Genomic DNA, 17,758 nt, shown 5'->3' with positions numbered 1-17,758 from the left:
ACAGATCGCTGCTGATTAATTGCCAACTTATCGGCATATTCAGGTCATTTCAAGCAAACATATTCACTTTTCTGCCGCCCCATTTAACAAAGCAGATACTGGCCGACGCCTCTGATAAAGCGCTGGCCAGATACAGAGTCATCAGTACGATAATTTACACTTTCTTCTCAATTTCTCCACGATTATCCGGGGTATGGCAGGTAAAGTGAGTTGATGTCGAAGCATATTGAATAATCTGAAAAATTTGTTCCGGCAGCGTCTTCAATATTCATATCCGACGCGATGTGCGTCCATTTCCCGATAAATAGCCTGGAGTTAAAAATTCAATGGCGAATTTTTTTATCGACCGCCCGATTTTTGCCTGGGTGATAGCAATTTTGCTTTGCCTGACCGGCACTCTGGCTATTTTTTCACTTCCGGTAGAGCAATACCCCGATCTCGCGCCGCCCAATGTCCGTATCACCGCCAACTATCCTGGTGCGTCGGCTGAAACGCTGGAAAATACCGTGACTCAGGTTATCGAACAAAACATGACCGGTATCGATAATCTGATGTATATGTCCTCTCAGAGCAGTAACACCGGGCAGGCCACCATTACCCTGACGTTTGTTGCCGGTACTAATCCTGATGAAGCGCGACAGCAGGTACAAAATCAGTTACAAACCGCGCTGCGTAAACTGCCTCAGGATGTTCAGTCTCAGGGCGTCACCGTCACCAAAACCGGCGACACAAATATTCTGATGGTGGCCTTTGTCTCGACCGATGGCAGTATGGATAAACAGGATATTGCTGACTACGTCGCCAGCAACGTGCAGGATCCATTAAGTCGTATTGACGGGGTCGGCCAGGTTGACGCTTATGGTTCGCAATATGCCATGCGTATCTGGCTCGATCCCAATAAAATGGTTAATTATTCGCTGACGACCTCTGATATCGTCAGCGCCATTGAATCGCAAAACAGTCAGGTCGCCGTCGGCCAGTTAGGCGGTCTGCCCTCGGTGGATAAACAGGCGTTGAATGCGACCATCAACTCTCAGTCACTGCTCACCACACCCGAACAGTTCCGCAATATTACTCTGCGGGTCAATCAGGATGGATCCGAGGTAAAACTCAGCGATGTGGCAGAGGTGGCTCTGGGTGCAGAGAAGTATGACTATCTGAGTCAGTATAATGGTCAACCCGCCTCAGGTCTGGGGGTTAAACTGGCCTCAGGTGCTAACGAGTTAAAAACCGATAAGCTGGTGCGGGCGCGCATTGCCGAGCTCTCCCACTACTTTCCTCACGGGCTGAAAGCCGAGATTGCCTACGAAACAACACCTTTTGTAACTGCTTCGATTGAAGACGTAGTAAAAACGCTGATTGAGGCCGTGCTGTTGGTGTTCGTGGTCATGTATTTGTTTCTGCAAAATTTTCGCGCCACGCTCATCCCAACTATCGCCGTACCGGTAGTGCTTCTGGGCACCTTTGCCACCCTCTCCGCCTGTGGTTTTAGTATCAATACGCTAACCATGTTTGCCATGGTGCTGGCGATAGGCCTGCTGGTGGATGATGCCATCGTGGTGGTGGAAAACGTCGAAAGGATCATGAGTGAGGAGGGCCTGTCGCCGAGAGATGCCACGCGAAAATCGATGGGACAGATTCAGGGCGCGTTGGTTGGCATCGCGCTGGTGCTGTCGGCGGTATTTATTCCGATGGCATTTTTTGGTGGCACCACGGGCGCTATCTATCGTCAGTTCTCCATCACCATCGTTTCCGCTATGGTGCTGTCAGTACTGGTGGCGATGGTTCTCACCCCTGCCCTGTGCGCTACACTGCTTAAGCCGCTTCCGAAGGGGCATCATCACGGCCGACGTGGTTTTTTTGGCTGGTTCAACCGCACCTTTAACAATAATGCCGCACGCTATGAGCGCGGGGTGGCCAGAATTCTCGCCAGAGCCGGACGCTGGCTGATGCTGTATATGCTGATTATTGGTGGCATGGCATTTCTTTTTCTGCATCTGCCCACCTCCTTTCTGCCGCTGGAAGACAGAGGCGTCTTTACCACGCAGGTGCAATTACCGCTAGGAGCTACCCTGCAACAAACCGCAAAGGTAGTGAACAAGGTGGAGCAGTACTATCTCACCAGTGAGAAAGATAATGTTCTGTCAGTGTTCTCAACCATCGGGGCCGGACCCGGCGGCAATGGTCAGAATGTGGCCCGCATGTTTGTCCGCCTGAAAGACTGGGCAGACCGGCCAGGAAGCGAAAACAGCTCTTTCGCCATTATCGAGCGAGCCACCCATGCTTTTAAAAAAATTAAGGAAGGACGGGTCATTGCCAGCAGCCCGCCTGCAATTACCGGAATGGGTAACTCAGCAGGTTTTGACATGGAGTTACAGGACCATGCCGGAATGGGACACGATGCACTGATGCAGGCTCGCAATCGCTTACTGGCGCTGGCAGACGAGAATCCGGCGTTGACTCGCGTTCGTCATAACGGACTGGATGACACCCCGCAGTTGCGTATTGACATAGACCAGCGCAAAGCACAGGCGCTCGGCGTGGCGATTGATGATATCAATAACACGCTACAAACCGGCTGGGGTTCAACTTATGTCAATGACTTCCTTGACAGGGGGCGAGTCAAAAAGGTTTATGTGCAGGCTGCGGCTCCTTTCCGCATGTTACCGGACGACATCAGTAAGTGGTATGTCCGCAACAGCAGTGGCGGCATGGTGCCGTTCTCAGCTTTTGCCACCACCCGCTGGGAAACGGGTTCGCCACGCCTGGAGCGTTATAACGGCTACTCAGCGGTGGAGATTGTCGGTGAATCTGCCTCAGGTGTGAGTACCGGTACGGCAATGGACATCATGGAAAAAATTGTCAGTCAGCTGCCCGGTGGCTTTGGTCTGCAATGGACCGGGGCCTCTTATCAGGAGCGTCTCACCGGCTCTCAGGCTCCTGCGCTGTATGCTATCTCACTGCTGGTGGTGTTCCTTTGCCTCGCTGCGCTGTATGAAAGCTGGTCAATTCCTTTCTCAGTCATGCTGGTGGTGCCGCTGGGCGTGGTAGGCGCGCTGGTGGCAACCTGGGCGCGAGGCCTGGAAAATGATGTTTACTTTCAGGTCGGTCTGCTGACGGTAATCGGTTTGTCGGCCAAAAACGCCATCCTGATCGTCGAGTTTGCCAATGAAATGAACAGTAAAGGCCGCGACCTGTTGGAGGCTACGCTGGAAGCTTCGCGCCAGCGCCTGCGTCCCATTTTGATGACTTCCCTGGCATTTATCTTCGGCGTACTGCCGATGGCCATCAGCGCTGGTGCAGGATCCAGCAGCCAACATGCGGTAGGCACCGGGGTGATGGGCGGAATGATTTCTGCAACCGTGCTGGCAATCTTCTTCGTTCCTCTGTTCTTCGTGCTGGTCCGTCAACGCTTTCCGGTAAAAAGCGGACCTCAGAATTGAGGTAAAACCTGCCCCGGATGAGCATCTGCTAATGGGGGGGTATCGGGCAGTAAAAAGGCAGCCAGTGGCTGCCTTTTTGATTACACTCTTCGGATGACCCAACCAAATCTCCAACACTGCCAGTAAGTTACCGACGCGCCAGCATAGCTTCGATAAAGTCTTTCCAGTTCCCCAGTTCTCTGTCAATCATCATAATCATCTCTCGTTATTGTCAGTTCGTTATGCAAGGAATGCTACCACAGAGTGAACATAATGTGCCCACTTACTGCTATCGGCAGTACCGAACAAAACTGTAATGGATGATATGACAGGTAAAGGCAAAATTCTCCAGGAACAGGACGAACTTCACCGAAAACAGGATGATGGGGTAAAAAGCGGCACTTGGATATCTGACAGCGGTAACAGTTACTGCCGCGAGGGAGAAGTGTTATCTCCTCCCCAGCCTGACGATACTATTTAAGAACAATGACTTTATCGTAGCCGCCACTGTCGCTGTCGATATGGGTTTTGGCATCGGGATGCTCAGCCAGCACGGCTTCAACAACGTGATTAAAATCAGCACAGCGCGTCTTTTTCTTTCTCACAATGACAATCATCGACTGGGTTTCTTCAACCGTATGGGCGGAAGACGCTTTCATATAATTCATCTTGTTCCTCCTCTTTGCGAAAAGCTGCTTTCAGGCCCTGACCGGATTATCTCTGCTGCGGTTACTTATCCTTTTTACCGTCAGCAGGCTGACCACCTTATCCGAATCTCCTGTCAATCCGGATTACTTTACCAACGCCCGTAAGACACCACTACCACACAGCGGGCAACTGAGCCTTCGAATATAGTTGAAACCCACAGGAAAAAGAAGGGAACAATAGTGCCAGATTTTTCATCGCACAACGGCCTGACACGGTAAAAAAGGTCAGTAAATAAAGGGGAAATTTAGCGATTAAACAGGCTGTTAAAGATTAAGCTTATCCTGACTGACCTGACTTGTCCGCTGCCAGCCGCAGCGCGCCCCTGTCACCGTTTAAGATAAATCCTTTCCCTTATCAGCAACGAAGCCGTTCCTTGCTGCCAGACTGCCCCACTGTTTTACTCATCTGAATATATTAATCATTAATCAAATGCTTATCATGAATTTCCATTATGGTTTTCACGCTTTATGATCGCCTGTATGCTACCACCTTAATCAGACAGAACACGGTAAATCAATATGGAAAACCCTACAAAAGCTGAGCTCGTCCTGTACGGCATAAAAAACTGCGATACCGTTAAGAAAGCACGGAAATATCTGGAGAGCCAGGGCGTGGATTATCAGTTTCATGATTATCGTACTGATGGGCTGGATGCCAGTCTGCTGGACGATTTTATAACCCATACGGGATGGGAAGCGCTGCTTAACACACGCGGCACTACCTGGCGTAAACTGAGCGAAGAAACCCGTAATAATGTGAATGATGCAAAGAGCGCCGCAGAACTGATGCTGGCACAGCCTGCAATGATTAAACGTCCATTGCTTCGCAGCCATGAAGGCGCGACGCTGCTGGGTTTCAGTGAATCCACTTACCAGTCATTTATTGCGGAGAATGCCTGATCATGTTCTGTCCGGTCATTGAGCTGACGCAGCAGCTTATTCGTCGCCCTTCCCTCAGCCCGGATGATGCCGGTTGTCAGTCCATTATGATTGACCGCCTGCTGGCGCTTGGTTTCACCGTGGAGCCATTTAACATTGGCGACACCCTCAACTTCTGGGCCTGGCGCGGCACCGGTGAGACCCTGGCTTTTGCCGGTCATACCGATGTGGTACCCGCAGGAAACGTCAGCCGCTGGATCAATCCTCCGTTTGAACCCACCATTCGCGATGGCATGTTATATGGCCGTGGCGCGGCGGACATGAAAGGCTCTCTGGCCGCGATGATCGTCGCCGCAGAACGCTTTGTCGCCACTCACCCAAATCACCGGGGTCGTCTGGCCTTCCTGATAACGTCTGATGAAGAAGCCAGCGCCACCAATGGCACGGTTAAAGTGGTTGAGGCGCTGATGGCGCGTAGCGAGCGGCTGGATTATTGCCTGGTTGGAGAACCGTCCAGCACGGAGATTGTCGGTGATGTGGTGAAAAATGGTCGTCGCGGTTCGATGACTGCCAACCTGACGCTGCATGGCGTTCAGGGGCATGTTGCCTATCCGCATCTGGCTGATAATCCGGTTCATCGTGCACTGCCCGCCCTGAATGAGTTAGTGGCAACCGAATGGGATAACGGCAATGCCTTTTTCCCTCCGACCAGTATGCAGATTGCCAATATGCAGGCCGGAACAGGCAGCAATAACGTTATTCCTGGTGAATTCTTTGTGCAGTTTAACTTCCGCTTCAGCACTGAACTGACTGAAGAACTGATTAAGCAGAGCGTACAGGAGCTACTGGATCGCCACCAGCTGCGCTACACCCTGGAATGGCAGGTTTCCGGCCAGCCGTTTCTCACCCCAAATGGCAGACTGGTGGATGCCGTGGTTAATGCCGTTGAGCACTATAATGAAATCAAGCCACAGTTGCAGACCACAGGCGGCACCTCAGACGGGCGTTTTATTGCCCGAATGGGAGCACAGGTCGTGGAGTTAGGGCCGGTAAACGCAACCATTCATAAAATCAATGAGTGCGTAAAAGCGGCCGATCTGCAACTGCTGAGCCGCATGTATCAACGCATCATGGAACAGCTGATAGCATAGGGGATGATATGGAATGGTTAAAAGAGTACTGGTGGTTACTGGTGATTGTGTTGATGGTCGGCGTACTGATGAACGTTTACAAAGATCTGAAACGCATCGATCATAAAAAATATATGGATAACAAGCCGGATCTGCCGCCTCACCGTGATTTCAATGATAAATGGGACGACGACGACTGGCCGAAAAAGAAATAACCGTCCCGATTGGGGCCAGACCTGGCCCCTCCTCCCTGACATCCTGGGATCCCCTCTCAACGGCTGGTCAAAACAGCATGGCGGCATCCTGAAGTCTGACGACATAAGCTCAGAAAGTATTGCATTAAAGATCCCAGGCAGGGACGTGCGGCGTTCAGTTCAGTGAGCGAATAAAATCCTGCCAGCTGATGCTGCGCGCCGCGTCCAGCGCCTGTAGTGCCTGCTGAGCCTCGCGTCGCCAGCCTGCCAGCAGCGCTTTTCGGCCTGATAAACCAGACTGTAGGCACAGCTCCCTGTCAGAAAGCTGTTGCAGCAATGCGCCCTGTAACAAAGGCAAATCTTGCGTCCTGCTGACCAGACGGCCCAGCGCCGCCATGCTCGCCTCAAAGGGCCGCTGGCCCCAGGCAAATCCGGCCAGTTCACGCCACTCGTCCTCCTCAATAATGGATGCGTCATGCTCAGGCAAATCGATATCAACACCATCAAGCAGACGTTGCAACCACGGCCAGTCTCGCGCCAGACGCTGTGCTGCATCGGTGGCGAGTTTTTCTCCCTGCTGGCTCAACGGCAGCACAGCCATCGCGGTATAACAGCCACTGCTGGCCTCTGGCTTGCTACCCAATCGCACCAGCCTGAATCCGCATCTCTGCCAGAACTGCCACAGGGAGGCAGTAAAGCCAAAGCTGACGGAGACAAAATCCAGCCCGTCAGCCCGATTAACGCTTTGCCTTACCATTTCATGGCCGATCCCCTGCCGACGCAATGCTGGTGCGATAGCAATACGACTGATGCGCCGCGATCGCAACATAGCGGCCAGCGGAAAGCCGCCGTGGGCTGCCAGAGACTGCGCCACCAGGTTTCCGGCCGGTCGGCGGAATCCTGCCCAGACGGCCTGAGCCAGGCTCTCTTCCAGGCCGCCTTCATCCACCAGCCACAACGCCCCCTGCACACTTTCACCCTGTAACGCAGCACTGAAATGCATACCCGGCGCATCCATCATTCGCCGCAGGTCCAGTGGTGAGGTTCGATAGTGAGCACTGGTCAGCAGCTGATACATCCCTTCCGGTAACCAGGGCTGACTCTGCCATTCAGCCTGTACGGGAAAGCAATAATGCACTTCAGACCTGTCAGTGACGATGTCGGGCTCACTAAACAGCAATGCCCGGTTGATAAACCGCTCCAGCAGATCCTCTGTTGACCAGCGCAGCGGTGGGGTCAGCTCCAGCACCGTCGCGTTGGCAAGGCTGGCACAAAACTTCAGCAAAAAGCCTCGTCCGGTGCCTTCATACCCCTGCGAGGTGGTGGTCAGCAGAACGCGGGGGGCAACAGCAACCAGTTGCTGTAATACCGCCGCAGGAATGGCCGCAGCTTCGTCTATCAGCAGCCAGTCAATATTCTGCGGCCGCTCAGCTGGCTGCAAAGCCAGCAGATGGTCGGGGGCGATAAACTCAACGGCTTCACCCGCAAATTTCATCAGCACGTGGGTTGACGTTTTTGCCGGAGCGGTGACCAGACAGCGTCCGGGCCAGCAGCTCGCCAGTAAGCCCGCCAGTGCCGATTTTCCCCGGCCACGCGGCGCAATCAGGACAAAGATGCCAGGCTTGCTGGCCAGTAATTTGTGCAGAAGGTGTTGTTGTTGCGAAATCGCATCCGGCTGCCACTTCCCGGCAGGTTCTGGCTGCGGCAGATGGAAGGAAGCGTGTTGACGGAACAGCACCACCTGCGGATCCTGGAGAACTAATTGTTGCCAGCGCAATATGAAATTGGGGGTGGCGACAGCGGCAGGCATCTCGCTCCAGCGTACAGAGTCACTGTCAGCCTGCTTCGCCCAGTGATGCCACGCCGGAGCCAGCATCACCAGCCAGCTTCCTGCCCGCAAGGTGCCGCTCAGCGCCGCCAGCGCATCAGCATTAAACCCTGTCCGCGCATCAAATACCGCATGTAAAAACTCCTGTCCCAGCAGCGTACGCAACGCTTTCGGCGAACAGTGCAACGGACTGTGCGGCACATCGCCCAGCCACATCCAGTCTCCCGGTAGTGCAGCCATCCATAATGCCACCTGATCCAGACACCACGAGGGATCGCCACTCAGGATCAGCAATTGCCGCTTTCCCTGCTGTTGAAGGGTGGCGGTATGCGCAATAACTTCTGAAAAATCAACCATCAGTGGCCACTGAAGGTATCGCAGCGTCCCGGATTGCCGCTGTCGAAGCCAGTTTTGAACCAGCTGTAGCGCTGCTGTGATGTACCGTGAGTAAAGCTGTCCGGCACCACCCGCCCACGGCTCTGCTGTTGCAGACGATCGTCACCAATCGCTTGTGCCGCATTCAGCGCCTGCTGCAAGTCCCCGGCCTCCAGCACATTCTCCTGTTGCATGTAGTGACCCCAGACGCCGGCAAAGCAATCCGCCTGGAGTTCCATCTTCACCGACAGCTGCCTGGCCTGAGTCTGCGTTGCGGCCTGTTGCAACTGGCGAACTTTCGGTTCGATCCCCAGTAAATGCTGCACATGGTGACCGACTTCGTGAGCTATAACATAGCCCTGAGCAAAATCGCCACCGGCTTTGAGTTTGTTTTTCATCTCGTCATAGAACGAGAGATCGATATAGACGGTCGTGTCTGCCGGACAATAAAACGGGCCCATGACTGACTGGCCGTTACCACAGCCTGTGGACGTTGAACCACGGTACATTACCAGTCTGGGGGGCGTGTAGGTTTTACCCATTTTCTGAAAAATTTTCGACCAGGTATCCTCGGTGGTAGCCAGTATCACTTTAGTGAATTTAGCCGCTTCATCACCGCTGGCATCACTGCCCTGATGGGTGGTCTGCGAACGGGAAAGTGAGCTGCCATCACCGGTCAGCAGTGGCGTTAAATCGTAGCCGTAGTAACCGGCGAACATAACAATGAGCAGCAGAATAATTCCACCTTTGCCGCGTGGAATACGTATGCGCCCACCGCCGCTGTAACCACCAGATTCATTCCGACGGTCCTCCACATTGTCGCTTTCGCGCCTCCCCTGCCAACGCATAAATCACTCCTGGATACGGTAAACCTGCTGATAGAGGCATGATTTTAGTCGGCAACCGGAGCCGACACCAGACCAGAGAAATCTGGCTACATCGGAAGCCGGGATTAGCAGGCCGTTTTCATTGCCATTGCGCACCTGAACGCTGGTCGTCATCTGCACCCGGCATCTTTACGCTCTGATGAGTCGTGTCCGGATTGGCGACAGCAAGATATGCTGATGGAACAGACAGTTATCCGTGGAAAAAGGAATAAAAGCAGGTTGCCGGAGAGGGAGGTTGAGGATGATCCCTCCATGTCTTTCAAATAACACGAAGGGACAAATGACATTTGTTGTGCTGCAGCCGTTCAGTAACGGGTAGTCAGTCCAGTTTGACCCCAAGACGGTTAGCCACTTCTTCATAAGCTTCGATCAGACCACCCAGGCTCTGGCGATAACGATCTTTGTCCATTTTATCCAGGGTTTCGGTGTCCCACAGCCTTGCGCCGTCAGGAGAAAACTCATCCCCCAGCACTACCTCTCCCTTATACAGACCGAATTCCAGTTTAAAATCCACCAGAATCAAACCGGCATCGAGGAACAGCTTGCTCAGTACGTCGTTCGCCTGGTAAGTCAGCTCACGCATACGGGCCAGATTCTCTTTGCTCACCCAGCCGAAGGTTTCACAGTAAGATTCATTGACCATCGGGTCGTGTTTCGCATCGTCTTTCAGAAAGAGATCAAACAGCGGCGGATTGAGGATCATTCCTTCTTCCACGCCCAACCGTTTCACCAGCGAACCCGCCGCACGATTACGCACCACGCACTCCACCGGGACCATCTCCAGTTTTTTCACCAGCGCTTCGTTGTCAGAAAGCAGCGCCTCCATCTGGGTTGGGATGCCAGCTTCCTGCAATTTGCTCATAATGAAATAATTGAACTTATTATTAATCATCCCTTTACGATCAAACTGTTCGATACGCTCACCGTCCAGTGCTGATGTATCGTTTCGGAATTCGAGTACCAACAGATCCGGGTTTTCGGTGCTGTAAACGGTTTTCGCTTTGCCGCGATACAACTCAGCTTGCTTTTGCATCTTGTTAACTCCACATGAGAACTGAAAATATTAGCCGCGACTATTGTACGTTCTGCGATGAAAAAATCGAAGCAATCGTTTACGTGGCAAAGCAAAAATCGCTGTTGCCCCTTTAGCAGCGCGCAGAGATGAATAACGGTTTTTGCCTGACAGGAAATAAAACACCCTGCCAGCGTAGCGCCGACAGGGTGTGGATAAGCATCTTCATTCAGGTCGGAACAACCTGACCTGAGCGGCTATTTACTGAACGCAGCCTGGAAGACTGCCACCAGCGCATCGTTTTGCGACTGGGTAAGAGTGTGTCCTTTCGGATCAAGGAATTGCAGGCTACTACGGTTATCCAGATCGCCTACCTGGATTTTATAATCGCCCTCGGTCAACTGCGGATCTTTTGCACCCAGCTGATCCCATGTTTCACTGTCCGGTGCCTTATAGGTGACACTCAGGCTACCCTGCGAGCGATTTTTATCCTTAACCTTCATGCCAACGCGTTCCAGCGCGTTCGGCAGGCGCTCCCACACGGTATTAAACGGCGCGCGCACGATCAGATTAGGCAGACCAGTGTCATCCGCTCCACTCTGCACATCAATCTGCGCTGCACTCCGCTTCGCAGCCGCATTTTCGCGACTGGTTTCCATCTTATCCAGACCGCTGCTCAGCTCATTGAGCATCTGCGCGGTGTAGCGCTGGAGCTGAACAGGGGAATTAACGACTTTACCTTCCTGTTGCAACTCTAAAAGTCTGACATTCAGCGCCTGCTGATATCCCTGCTGCTGGACGCTTATCTGATAACGACCACGATACTGGTGATCTTCATCTGCGCGATTCCATTGGACCCAGTCAGTGGTCAGCGTCTGGCTGGCGTCTGTGCGGCTGGCAACTGGATAATTGCGCGCCTGAATCACATCCACGACCTGTGGCCATAAAGCACCGCTGCGGTCATTGTCCAGCAGCAGCACACCACTGTTACCGGCAAACTGGGTACGGGTGCCGTTCATCAATGCCAGCGGCTGAGCGGGCGGGCGGATGTCCAGTTGCTTACCAATCGCGCCGTTGGCGCTGGCAGAAGGAATGTCAAAGTCCCCGTTTTGCAGCGGCAGAACAACGCCTGCTGGTGCCTGCAATTCGCTGACGTCAGCGGCCTGCAGATAGGATTCATCACCACTGACCTGACGCTTGTATCGCTGATCGCTGGAACAGGCGGCCAGCATCATCACAATCGATAAGCCAACGACTTTCGCAATGGTGGACTTTTGTACTGAATAAGCCATTAACTCTCCCTAAATTTCCAACAGGCCTGCGCATTTAAGAGCCTGCTCAACAACCGGACGACCGGCATCAGTCATCGGCGTCATTGGCAGACGCAGCGTGTCGGTTGCAATTAATCCTAATTTTTTCGCCGCCCATTTTACCGGAACGGGATTAGGTTCAATAAATAGCTTCTGGTGCAACGGCATCAGTCGCTGATTAAGGCGGCGGGCTTCAGCAAAATTACCCTGCTGAGCCAGTGTACAAACCTGTACCATTTCGCGCGCGGCGATGTTAGCCGTGACGGAGATGACCCCCCGACCACCCAGTTGCATGAAATCCAGCGCAGTGCCGTCATCGCCACTGACCAGAATGAAGTCATCATCAACCAGCTCTTGGATCTGGCTAACCCGTGATAAGTTCCCGGTAGCTTCTTTTATTCCGATAATATTTTTGATTTTAGCCAGACGGCCGACTGTTTCTGGCAACATATCGCAACCGGTGCGGGACGGGACGTTATACAACATTTGCGGCAGATCGGTGCTTTCAGCAATCGCCTTGAAGTGCTGATACAGCCCTTCCTGAGTTGGACGATTGTAGTAAGGAGTGACGGTCAGACAGCCCACCACGCCACTTTTTTCAAACTGGCGGGTCAGCGAAATGCCCTCAGCGGTGGCGTTTGCCCCGGTGCCGGCAATCACCGGAATCCGACCATCGGCCAGATCCAGCGTCATCATCACCACGTCACCGTGCTCGTCGTGACTTAATGTGGCTGATTCTCCGGTAGTCCCTACCGAGACAATTGCCGAGGTTCCGCTGGCAACATGATAATCAATTAGTTTTTTTAAACTCGCACGGCAGACATACCCTTTGTCATCCATCGGCGTGATCAGTGCAACAATACTTCCCGTGAACATTAGCCGTCCCCTCCACAAACAAGTGCTTCATGGTACGTTTGACGGCTATTGAAAAGCAAGCAGACAAGCCGCCAGGCCCCTTGGCAGAGGGAATTTTTTATGTTTACCTTAGCGTCATCACAATTGCTAATCATTATGACGGACAGGACGCATTATTTTGCCGCAGTCTCAGCAACATCATCTGGTTATCACCGCCCTTGGGGTTGACCGTCCGGGAATCGTTAATGCGATTACCCAACACGTCAGCAGCTGCGGTTGCAATATTGAAGACAGCCGCCTTGCTATGCTGGGTGATGAATTCACCTTTATTATGCTACTTTCCGGTAGCTGGAACGCCATCGCGTTGATTGAATCAACGCTGCCGTTAAAAGGTGCAGAGCTGGAACTGCTGATCGTCATGAAACGCACCACTTTTCGTGAGCGACCGCCAATGCCTGCTACCGTATGGGTTCAGGTGGAAGTCACCGACTCAGTGCATATTATTGAGCGCTTTACCGATCTGTTTGATTCGCACCAGATGAATATTGCTGAGCTGGTATCACGGACACAACCGGCACAAGAAAATCAGCCGCCGTTGCTCTATATTCAGATCACAGCACACAGTCCGGCCAGCCGGGATGCGGCAAATATTGAGCAGGCATTTAACCATCTCTGTACAGAGTTCAAAGCGCAGGGCACTATTAGCGTCGTTCAGTATCCACCGCATGATGACAAAATGGAGAGTAGTGATGAATCCACTGAAATCCGGTGATTTAGCACCGAAATTTAGCCTGCCAGACCAGGATGGCGAACAGGTCAATCTGACCGACTTCCAGGGACAACGCGTTCTGGTCTATTTTTATCCGAAAGCGATGACACCGGGTTGTACCGTTCAGGCCTGCGGTCTGCGTGACAGCATGGATGAAATGAAAAAAGCGGGCGTCGAAGTTCTGGGGATCAGCACCGACAAACCCGAGAAACTCTCAAGATTTGTCGAGAAAGAATTGCTCAACTTCACCCTGCTTTCAGATGAAGATCATCAGGTTTGTGAGCAATTTGGTATCTGGGGCGAAAAAACCTTTATGGGGAAAACCTATGACGGTATTCACCGCATCAGCTTCCTGGTGGGCAGCGATGGCAAAATCGAAAAGGTTTTTGATGATTTCAAAACCAGTAACCACCACGATATCGTGATGGATTACCTGAAGTCAGCCTGAGTGCCATTAACAGGGTAGCCGGAGACAGTCATTTCGCGCCGGCTGCCACTGCCAATGTTAAAATCCGCACAGTGACTGCCTCTTTTCAGCCACCCTCATCCGGTCGGCTAAGTCAGTAATTCAACTTTCATGCTGCTCAAGTTCCAGCGCGTCAGCATTATGTAAATGATTGACAATCACCCGATTTCGTCCGGCATTCTTAGCCTGATACAGTGCATCATCAGCGAGCTTGAACACCCGCTCAAAGGGCATTTCATCAGCTGACCAGAAGGCCACACCGATAGAAATGGAGATATGGCCGACAGAAGGCAGCTTTTCAAGCTCAATTTTCTTACGCACCCTTTCGGCAATACTCAATGCAATGTCACGCTCAGCACCCGGCAGGATCATGAGAAATTCTTCGCCGCCATTTCGGCTGACCACGTCCGTTTGTCGGGAGCTTCTCTCCAGTTGCAGCGCCACACTCTGGATCACCTGGTCGCCCACATCATGACCCCAGGTGTCATTAACCCGTTTGAAGTGATCGATATCCAGCGCCAGTACGGCAAAAGGCTGGCGTGTGGCAAGAAAGTACTCCAGTACGGCGTTCAGCCCACGACGATTAAGCAGCCCGGTTAAGGGATCGGTCTGAACTTCAAATTTCAGGCGGCCAATTTTATCCTGCAATAAACCGATCCCTGCCAGCATCGCACGCTTGATTTGCGACGCCTCGTAATACCACGAGCGAATACCATTGATATCTTTTGATACGCCCTGCGCATCCATCTGGCTCGCCTTGCGTGCCAGTTGCCACAACGGCAACGCTATCAGCCTGGCGAGAATCCAGGCGATGATCAACGTCAGCAGGGCGAAAGGAACGGAATGCTGTAAGACTTTCATCAGCAGGCTACTGAGCGGTGCGAGTGTGGTCTGCGTCGGCTTCAGTGCGATAATGGTCCAGCCGGCAGTCGGCACAACAGCATAACCCGCCAGCATCGGTTCCCCCTTTTCTGTACTGACCTGCAAAAAACCGTTGCTGCTTTTCCTCTTCTGTTCATCACTGACCAGCGGCGGAATTTTTTGTCCAATCAGGTTGACATCCTGATGATAAAGCACCCGGTTATCATCATCGACGACAAACAATGAAGAACCGTCGCGGTAGAACTGTTCACCCAGCAGTTCGTTAAGAATACTTTTCTTTTTCAAGTAGATGGAGCCACCAACAAAGCCAAGATAGCTGCCGGTGGGCGACCAGACGGGAGAGGAGACGAAGACAATCAAATTGTTGGCGGCAGAAATACCCGGCTTGCTGATAAGTGGCCTGCGCTCCGCCAGGGCCTGCCTTGAGGTGGACGTTGTCAGATGCACTCCTTTCAACATCAGGGATTCAGGAGAGATAGCCCTGACCCAACCGTCAGCATCAGCGATCACCACCGAGTTAAAGCTGTTGGTCTGAAGTCGCAACCGTTCAACCTCACTCTGCATCGCCTCATCGTTATCCATACCCTTGCTCAGGTTCTGAGCACTCCAGGCAAGCTGTGACTGAGCCATCTCAAAAAACATTTCCGTGGTTGAAGCCAGCTTGGTGGCATAAACACGGTTAGATTCAAGGGTATTGTTAATCAGCACGTCACGCTGCACACGCCAGCTGGCGTACAGTGAATTAGCCAGCGTGATCACAATGCTGGCGACGGCTAATAAAGTAATCAGTGTTCGCAAGTCCGTTTTTGGGCGAATCAGCCTCAGCATGGACTTACCTCAGTGAAAAGTTTCATCATGTAGCGCCTTATTTTTCTGTGCGCGTTTGTGTTAAGTACGTGTTATGCCCTGGTCAAGCATCCGCTGATTGTACACCTCTCGTGCTTTTTGGGAATAATCGGAAGCCAGGAAAAACAGGAAATATCTGAATTAATCGCCGCTGGCGGCTGCACCCCGTAAAGGAAGCAGTGAATGCCACTTTGCCTGAGTTAATCAGGCATCTTCTGCCCGGCTTCGCCATCCAGCAAGGTGGTGTCGCTGAGGCCTGGCGAGGCCAGTTGCAGCCTGAGTTTATTGATGAGGTTACGGTAGATGAAGGTTGCAGAAATCATGTCAACCAGCGTCACTGTGTTGCTGCTGAAACCTTTCTGATAAGTGAAAACAGATAAATTTCCGACAGAATGCAAGGACAGCTGGCACAATTCATTTTTGCCTGGACAGGCAAGGCGCGAAGAAAATGAGATGAAATTCCCGGCCACGACCAGGAATTGACTGATCTGAAATGCAGAATTAAGACTCTGTTGTTGATTCAGAATGGCGACCTCTTAAAAAGTTAAGATGGTCAAGCAATCCTTGTTGATACTTTTTCTCTACTTTATCTCCCCTGTCGGCAGCATTTTTTAATCTTACACGTATTTGAGTTTCAATCTGTTCTTCAAGATTCATTGTCGCGAAAGAGAGTTTCCTTCTCAGCCGTTTTGTCTCAGAAAAAACCAGTTGATCGCCATCAATAATATAAAGATTATTTTATCATCGACCAGTATATTGCCTGGTACATTGAGGTCATGCATACAGACCACGCGATTCAAGGAGGTTGTCGGCGCGGTCATATTCACTGTCCTTTGCGATATCCAACTCACAGCCTTTAACATACTTTGAAACCAGTACATCAACTTTTTATCATTCCAGACGGCTTCAGCCGGGCGTGAAAAGTCAGCATCGTCATTGGCTATATTAAAATATTTACTGACCCGAGCAGGCCGGGCGTTGCTACTTTGTTCAGAATTCCAGCCGACTAAATTTCCACTACAGTTAACCTGGACTTTAATTACGAAACCATCACATTTAAAGCATGTTCCATAAGAGCCCCCACCGATTTTTTGCTGCGATTTAATAGTTATGCTTGCAACCCTGTCAACAAAGCTATCTATTGAATCAGATGACGCTACTTCAGGGCTGAGATGCATGTCAGGAGCCGGCGTCGATAACACAGGATTTTTTCCTGAATTCCTCAAAAAAGACATTTCATCATGCATATTAATAGCTGACGAAAAAGGCAATGAAATTTCTTTATTTTTTAACCCCTCATTTGAACCAGAACAATGTGTTTTTTGTATTTCGGATGCTGACGATGGTGCAGAGTTAACCATTATAATCTGTCCTCCAGGTTTAAAAATTTAACTTTAGTTATCTGTCTGCGTTTATTATATAAAAAACGATAAAAACCTGAGCAAAACTAATCCGACAATCTTCAGAGCAATGTTTTATCTTGTCAGTACAGAACACCTTATCTTTTATGATAAATAATTTATTCAGAATAAGATAACTCACAAAAATGCAATTAAAATTAAAAACAATCACAAGGCTGACTGAAAAGTCATACTGTTGTGCAGTATCTTACATTGATGCAACGCCATGCTTTACGTAACGAGAAATCGACTTACAGGAAATATTATTAAAATCAGACACTGCAATTCCCTGCCAATTATTATTCTTTTTTCTGCAAACTTATTTAGTTGAAGGAGTGATATCCGGATGGTGGATATTTTCAATAAAAAAGTCAGAATAAAATATGTTTCCTGGTGACAGATTTAAAATATCTGCATTGATTTTGACAAACAGGACAATGCATGACGATGTTTTCAAAGCGAAGCTCAGTTAGATATGCAAATGGTTCTTTTAACTTACGCAAAACGGTTCAGTTATGCTAACCCACAAGATAGTGCTGATATTTTTGTTACCCGTTTGACCTGAATCGCTTCCTGCAACAGTTTATCACGCCGTCAGCGGTTTCCTTCCCTGACACCTGTGGTTAAGATACCCTGCGCAGAGGCGGCTGTCTGTCAGGCATTTGCTTGCAGAAGAGTAAAAAGAAGAGGACATCATCAGAATGGGATTCAGCATGCTTAACCGATTGAAAACATGTGCACGATTTTCATTTCTGGTTTTAATGCTTTCTCATGCTTACCTAGTTTGTATGTTTAT

Annotated in this window: 17 protein-coding genes; 6 read left to right on the top strand and 11 right to left on the bottom strand. The window is 51.1% G+C overall.

What is annotated here, in order from left to right; translation table 11 throughout:
* Positions 1-326 precede the first annotated feature (326 nt).
* A complete protein-coding gene (acrD, locus tag AC3RPL_RS04740; RefSeq protein WP_490739142.1) occupies positions 327-3,443 on the top strand; it encodes a multidrug efflux RND transporter permease AcrD in 3,117 nt (1,038 codons plus the stop codon).
* A gap of 127 nt (positions 3,444-3,570) precedes the next feature.
* Here the strand turns inward: acrD and ypfM are convergent, their stop codons facing one another.
* Positions 3,571-3,633 carry a protein YpfM gene (gene ypfM / locus AC3RPL_RS04735; protein WP_152542787.1) on the bottom strand — a complete coding sequence of 21 codons (63 nt, stop codon included), beginning with the start codon at positions 3,631-3,633 and terminating at the stop codon, positions 3,571-3,573.
* Between the two features lie 262 nt (positions 3,634-3,895).
* Complete coding sequence (locus AC3RPL_RS04730; RefSeq protein ID WP_034938298.1) at positions 3,896-4,090, bottom strand: hypothetical protein; 195 nt, start codon at positions 4,088-4,090, stop codon at positions 3,896-3,898.
* A gap of 558 nt (positions 4,091-4,648) precedes the next feature.
* Here AC3RPL_RS04730 and AC3RPL_RS04725 point away from each other — a divergent pair.
* The 3 genes from AC3RPL_RS04725 to AC3RPL_RS04715 are packed head-to-tail and all read left to right on the top strand — an operon-like array spanning position 4,649 to position 6,353.
* The gene (locus AC3RPL_RS04725; protein ID WP_034938299.1) at positions 4,649-5,029 is read left to right on the top strand and encodes an ArsC family reductase; all 381 of its coding nucleotides are present in this window, start codon (positions 4,649-4,651) and stop codon (positions 5,027-5,029) included.
* 2 nt (positions 5,030-5,031) lie between these two features.
* Positions 5,032-6,159, top strand: a complete 1,128-nt coding sequence (gene dapE, locus AC3RPL_RS04720; RefSeq protein WP_490739141.1) for a succinyl-diaminopimelate desuccinylase — start codon at positions 5,032-5,034, stop codon at positions 6,157-6,159.
* Positions 6,160-6,167: 8 nt separating this feature from the next.
* Positions 6,168-6,353 carry a YpfN family protein gene (locus AC3RPL_RS04715; RefSeq protein WP_124231505.1) on the top strand — a complete coding sequence of 62 codons (186 nt, stop codon included), beginning with the start codon at positions 6,168-6,170 and terminating at the stop codon, positions 6,351-6,353.
* Positions 6,354-6,507: 154 nt separating this feature from the next.
* Here AC3RPL_RS04715 and AC3RPL_RS04710 read toward each other — a convergent pair whose 3' ends face one another.
* From AC3RPL_RS04710 to dapA, 6 genes are all read right to left on the bottom strand, one after another.
* The gene (locus AC3RPL_RS04710; RefSeq protein ID WP_490739140.1) at positions 6,508-8,517 is read right to left on the bottom strand and encodes a tRNA(Met) cytidine acetyltransferase TmcA; all 2,010 of its coding nucleotides are present in this window, start codon (positions 8,515-8,517) and stop codon (positions 6,508-6,510) included.
* Entirely contained in the window at positions 8,517-9,383 is an 867-nt protein-coding gene (ypfJ, locus tag AC3RPL_RS04705; RefSeq protein WP_490739139.1) for a KPN_02809 family neutral zinc metallopeptidase, read from the bottom strand. Before ypfJ ends, AC3RPL_RS04710 begins: the two co-directional genes overlap by 1 nt.
* 3 nt (positions 9,384-9,386) lie before the next feature.
* On the bottom strand, positions 9,387-9,536 hold the full coding sequence (locus AC3RPL_RS04700; RefSeq protein ID WP_490739138.1) for a hypothetical protein: 150 nt from the start codon (positions 9,534-9,536) through the stop codon (positions 9,387-9,389).
* 205 nt (positions 9,537-9,741) lie between these two features.
* Positions 9,742-10,455, bottom strand: a complete 714-nt coding sequence (gene purC / locus AC3RPL_RS04695; protein WP_490739137.1) for a phosphoribosylaminoimidazolesuccinocarboxamide synthase — start codon at positions 10,453-10,455, stop codon at positions 9,742-9,744.
* A 236-nt stretch (positions 10,456-10,691) separates the two neighbouring features.
* The gene (bamC, locus tag AC3RPL_RS04690; RefSeq protein ID WP_034938308.1) at positions 10,692-11,726 is read right to left on the bottom strand and encodes an outer membrane protein assembly factor BamC; all 1,035 of its coding nucleotides are present in this window, start codon (positions 11,724-11,726) and stop codon (positions 10,692-10,694) included.
* A 9-nt stretch (positions 11,727-11,735) separates the two neighbouring features.
* Entirely contained in the window at positions 11,736-12,620 is an 885-nt protein-coding gene (gene dapA / locus AC3RPL_RS04685; RefSeq protein WP_379889673.1) for a 4-hydroxy-tetrahydrodipicolinate synthase, read from the bottom strand.
* Between the two features lie 157 nt (positions 12,621-12,777).
* On the opposite strand from dapA, the gene AC3RPL_RS04680 reads away from it, so the two are divergent.
* Together AC3RPL_RS04680 and bcp are read left to right on the top strand one after the other, a co-directional pair.
* Positions 12,778-13,371, top strand: a complete 594-nt coding sequence (locus tag AC3RPL_RS04680) for a glycine cleavage system transcriptional repressor (RefSeq protein ID WP_490739136.1) — start codon at positions 12,778-12,780, stop codon at positions 13,369-13,371.
* The gene (gene bcp / locus AC3RPL_RS04675) at positions 13,349-13,816 is read left to right on the top strand and encodes a thioredoxin-dependent thiol peroxidase (protein WP_490739135.1); all 468 of its coding nucleotides are present in this window, start codon (positions 13,349-13,351) and stop codon (positions 13,814-13,816) included. The genes AC3RPL_RS04680 and bcp overlap by 23 nt, the downstream gene beginning before the upstream one ends.
* A 120-nt stretch (positions 13,817-13,936) precedes the next feature.
* On the opposite strand, the gene AC3RPL_RS04670 is transcribed toward bcp, so the two are convergent.
* From AC3RPL_RS04670 to AC3RPL_RS04660, 3 genes are all read right to left on the bottom strand, one after another.
* Positions 13,937-15,544, bottom strand: coding sequence for a sensor domain-containing diguanylate cyclase (locus tag AC3RPL_RS04670; protein ID WP_490739134.1), 1,608 nt, complete (start codon positions 15,542-15,544; stop codon positions 13,937-13,939).
* Positions 15,545-15,762: 218 nt separating this feature from the next.
* Entirely contained in the window at positions 15,763-15,900 is a 138-nt protein-coding gene (locus tag AC3RPL_RS04665; RefSeq protein ID WP_490739133.1) for a hypothetical protein, read from the bottom strand.
* A 342-nt stretch (positions 15,901-16,242) separates the two neighbouring features.
* The gene (locus tag AC3RPL_RS04660) at positions 16,243-16,923 is read right to left on the bottom strand and encodes a hypothetical protein (protein WP_490739132.1); all 681 of its coding nucleotides are present in this window, start codon (positions 16,921-16,923) and stop codon (positions 16,243-16,245) included.
* Positions 16,924-17,758: the final 835 nt, after the last annotated feature.

The organism is Erwinia papayae (genome assembly GCF_058241465.1).
The sequence above is the reverse complement of the archived record's forward strand: the minus strand, read 5'-3'. Positions and strand labels throughout refer to the sequence as shown.